At 57.0% G+C, this 4371-nt stretch carries 5 protein-coding genes and 1 pseudogene; all 6 read right to left on the bottom strand.

What is annotated here, in order from left to right; genetic code table 11:
• A pseudogene (locus G4L39_RS14620) lies at nt 1-562 on the bottom strand (hypothetical protein); the annotation flags it as partial.
• Nucleotides 559-747, bottom strand: coding sequence for a hypothetical protein (locus G4L39_RS05885; protein ID WP_165106662.1), 189 nt, complete (start codon nt 745-747; stop codon nt 559-561). The gene G4L39_RS05885 and the pseudogene G4L39_RS14620, both read right to left, overlap by 4 nt.
• 94 nt (nt 748-841) lie before the next feature.
• On the bottom strand, nt 842-1399 hold the full coding sequence (locus G4L39_RS05890) for a hypothetical protein (RefSeq protein ID WP_165106663.1): 558 nt from the start codon (nt 1397-1399) through the stop codon (nt 842-844).
• Nucleotides 1368-2318 carry an RHS repeat domain-containing protein gene (locus G4L39_RS05895; protein WP_165106665.1) on the bottom strand — a complete coding sequence of 317 codons (951 nt, stop codon included), beginning with the start codon at nt 2316-2318 and terminating at the stop codon, nt 1368-1370. The genes G4L39_RS05890 and G4L39_RS05895 overlap by 32 nt, the downstream gene beginning before the upstream one ends.
• 607 nt (nt 2319-2925) lie before the next feature.
• Entirely contained in the window at nt 2926-3321 is a 396-nt protein-coding gene (locus G4L39_RS05900; RefSeq protein ID WP_165106667.1) for a hypothetical protein, read from the bottom strand.
• Nucleotides 3318-4371: RHS repeat-associated core domain-containing protein (locus tag G4L39_RS05905; protein WP_165106668.1), on the bottom strand; the 1054-nt coding region annotated here is incomplete at its 5' end. The genes G4L39_RS05900 and G4L39_RS05905, both read right to left, overlap by 4 nt.

Genomic DNA, 4371 nt, shown 5'->3' on the forward strand with positions numbered 1-4371 from the left:
CCCCACCGCTCAACCGCACCCACAACAACCCGCCCACACCTCCCGCACCGTCCAGGCTTTCCGAAAGATCCAATCCCCACACGTACGAACGCACCAGCGCGCCGTTCGTCCCGTTCAGCTCCGCAATGTGCCGCCCAAACCACACGGGATCACTCACCAGCTTCAGATCCTCCACCACCTGCCACGTGCCATTGGTCCAGACGTACCGCACCTGCCGTACCCGACGCCCCATCGCATCGTACGTCCAGTCCACCCGACGCCGATCCACACTGCCCCAGCTCATCACGCGCACCAGCCGGTTCTCAGCATCCCAACTGTACACCCACCGACCGTCCCGGACAAGATTCCCGTCCAGGTCGTAGTTCATCAGCTCCGGCGTCTGCACCACCACCGCCGTCCGCACCTCCCCCTGCAGCCGGTCCGGATTCCCCCGCACCACCCCCAGGTTCGTCACCACCACCCCCACCGCACCCGTCGCATTGTTCACCCACACCTCCCCATACCAGTACCGACCCTGCCGGATCACCGGGGCCCAGTCGTTCGTCCCCCACCACAACGTCACCGTCGCTCCCTCGACCGCCTCCCCCGACACCCCACCACCCCCGGCACCGTCCGACCCGTGTACTGGTTCAGCCGGTTGACCGTGTTGCTGCTCCACCGCAGACTCCAACCCAGCTCATCCCCACCCCAGCCCCCAACCGTCCGGTTCCCTATCGCATAATTCTGATACTCAAACTGCTGGCTCAACAGTTAAGCATGATGGATCCCACGTTCGAGAGGGCGTGAGCCTGCCCTCGACATACCTCCCACCCTTGCTCGACGCGCGCTCCGATCCCGAGAATCACTCCTCCGTAGCAAACCGTGCTGTTACCCTGCTGACAATGTTGCTGCATAGAACAACCTCAGACTTCCAGGCAACATTATAATGCCCGTCTACCCACTCGATGCCACGAATAACGAAGTCCACAAAGTCTGACCTCGGGACGGGCATTCCTCCGCTCCGGGCCCTGCTTCGGGCATGATACTTGTACGCCTCATTCAAGTGGTAAAGGGCAGCGTCTTCGCCTCCCGAGTGAAGGAGCATGTAGGCGTATTTTATGTGTTTGTCGAACAGTACAGCATTTACATCAAAAAAACGAGAAAGAGGCTTTTCATAAGCCCTAACGAACCTGATACACTCAGCCAATATATTTGTCACGTCATTAAATGGCCTTTGGTAATACGCCTCGAGCGCGCCATTAAGCTTGTTGTTACAGTAGCGGTAAAATACGCGTGTCCTTACTGGTTTCCATAGAGGCACCACACCAGCTACCACGAAGCAAAGAAGTGCAACGAGGGCCGCGACTTGCCAACCGGGATGCACGGATCTATTGGAGACTCCTGAGCAGATCCTCTTCATGCTCCTTTATACACCGCGACTCCGCAGCTCTGGCAGTTTCCGAACTATGGAAAGCCTCCTCCTTGCTCCAATGCTGTTCCGCTGGAGTCGGCTTGCATAGCCTTTCCTCGGAAACGAAAGTAACCCAATGAAAGGCACTGCATTTGCCCAACTTTTTTCGGATAATTTCTCCCAACCCGCCACAATGTTTCTCCGTGCAGACGCGATAAACGAGCTTTGTATACAATTTCACGCCGTGGGTGTGCTCCTGAAGCTTTTCGGCGACCACGACTGCTGTCTCTAGGACCGGATATGCGGCTCTCATATACGGCCTCCTTCGACACGCAGCCTTGATCATCTTTTTGATTATCTTCTCCATCTCCTTAACCTCGTCGGCGTTACCGAGGTCATCGTTGCCCGGAATAAGAACGCTCACAGCACCGGTAATCTCCGTGGCGTCTTGTACATCACATGCAGTGGCGCAACATGTGACGCTCTGCAAGCCCGACGGGTCGATCCTGCTTTGTGCACTATTTTCGACAAAGGCGTAAAGGTTCCTCCCTCCCCTCTCGACGATAGGATCCCTACTCAACCACCTTCCCATGGCGGGGCTGTAGGCACGGTATTCGTACAGCACCAGGCCCGTCGCGTCCTCCGTCCGCTTCGTGCTGAACCGGAACGGATTCGAACCTGCCGCGGCGCCCGTCAGCCGCAAGGGCTCCCCAAACGGCCCATACTCGTACCGCGCAGTCTCGGTACCGGTGCTCGCCGAGACCAGATTCCACACGTTCCCGTTGCCGTCGTACGTCACAAAGTGCACTGCCGCAGCAGGCCCACCGCTCAACCGCACCCATAACGAACGGCCCACACGGCTCGCTTCGTCCAGCGTGCCGCAACCTTCAAGGCCCCGCATGTAGCTGCGGAGGAGTGCGTCGTTCATCGCATTCCTGTTTTCAATGCAGCACCGACCACCCTACACAATCTTCAGGTGCTCTGCAGGCACCCACGTGCCGTTGGCGTGCAGCAAAAGCGTCTGACACATCATACTCCCCATTGGATCACAGGCCCATTAGACCCGACGCTACAAGGTTTAAGGCGCATCTGTTGTTATGCCCATACGGTCCCTGTCACATTCGTCACACACTGCTCACTGTTACCCCCCCCTGCCGGACAGCGCTCGTTCCGTTGCCCACCACTGGCGCTGGCCTAAAGTACTCATTGTTGCAGTACGCAGTAATACAATTCAGTCGCACCATATTCATTGCTGCTGCATGATCATCATCTCCGCATACCCACGTGCGCTCTGATTGGTGTGTTGGTTGACGTCGTTCGCAGCGTAATTGTGAACATCGTGCACAAGCGGATAATCATTCGCAGGCGCACCACAAACGGCCTGTGCTGGAGCAGCTCTGGCGTATGGAAAGCGTTCAATGCCATCCGGCAGGCGCCTGCTGGCGCGTCTCTCAAGCAGGCGGACAAGTGGGCTACGGCCTGGGCGCTGCTGGATCCCTTCACAGTTCTTGTACTAGACACACGACGAGGTTGGGTTATCCGCAGCCTACCTTCTTTGCCTTAATCTCAAGCTCGTGCTTCGTTCCGTCTGGATTCATCCAGAATACTTTTGCAGATGATGCTTTCTCTTTCGGCATCCCCAGTTCATTGAGATTGAAAGTAGTCACCGCTGGCTTCGTTCTCATGTCATATTTGGCCTCGATAATTATGCTTTCACCTTCCACTCTTAACTTGGGCACCACCGAACCAACCGACGCCGCGTTGCTGGGCGGGATGTAAAGCGTCATTTCCGGCCAGTCAATCCACACAATCGGATTCGTAGATAGATCACTAAGTGGCACGATTCCGGGCTTGCCGGCCGATCCGCTTAGGCAGCCGGTTGTTAGCACAGCCACCCACATTGCCGAAAACATGCACTTTGAAATGTTCATGGTGTGAAGGATGTTTTCTTGCCCTTCTTCAAACAGCTTCCGTCGAGCACCCATGTTGCAAACCGGCGACAGTTGTTTCGAATCGGAAACGAGTGCCAACCAGGATGTGGAGCAGCGTCAATGCTCGCCAGAATGTCAGCACACGTCGCACAGGCGCATGGCTTGCCTGCGGCAGGCCCCCATTTGATCTTGCCGGTTTTCTTTTGTTCGGTTTCCCACTGCCAGTAGATCGGAACACCTGCTTCCGCCGCCGGGTCTGGTCTTAACACGACATAACCGCGATTGGGCCAGAACCCCACCGACTTGCCATCGTAAACAATCCACTCGTGACCAGCGTTAATGCCGCAGCTGCTTATCGCCTTCGTGCGATTAACGACTACATTGCAGACCAAGCCGTAAAGATCGGTTTTGCCGACGGGGTCATTGTTAACCATTAGATAAGCCACGTTAATCACGGCGTAGACAATGTTGTGTTGGGCTGTCTCCACCGCATCCAAGTCGTCCTCCGGATCGAGCGTGTTAAGGTATTGCACGTCTTCTTTCGTGAAGGTGACATACTGTTTACCTTCAAATCCAACCTCCCCGACTGGATCCCTGGTCAACCACCTTCCCAGGGCGGGACTGTAGGCGCGATATTCGTACAGCACCAGGCCCGTGCCGTCCTCCGTCCGCTTCGTGCTGAACCGGGACGGATTCAACCCCGCCGCAGCGCCCGTCAGCCGCAAAGGCTCCCCAAACGGGCCATACTCGTACCGGGCAGTTTCGGTACCGGTGCTCGCCGAGACCAGGTTCCAGACGTTCCCGTTGCCGTCATACGTCACAAAGTGCACACCTAAAGCAGGGCCGGTGTTCAGGCGCACCCACAACAACCCGCCCACTCCACCCGCTCCGTCCAGGGTTTCCGAAACGTCCAATCCCCACACGTACGACCGCACCAGTGCACCGTTCGTCCCGTTCAGCTCCGCAATGTGCCGCCCAAACCACACAGGATCACTCACCAGCTTCAGATCCTCCACCACCTGCCACGTGCTGTTGGTCCAGACGTACCGC

Origin of the sequence: Limisphaera ngatamarikiensis (genome assembly GCF_011044775.1) — a bacterium.
GTDB lineage: Bacteria > Verrucomicrobiota > Verrucomicrobiia > Limisphaerales > Limisphaeraceae > Limisphaera > Limisphaera ngatamarikiensis.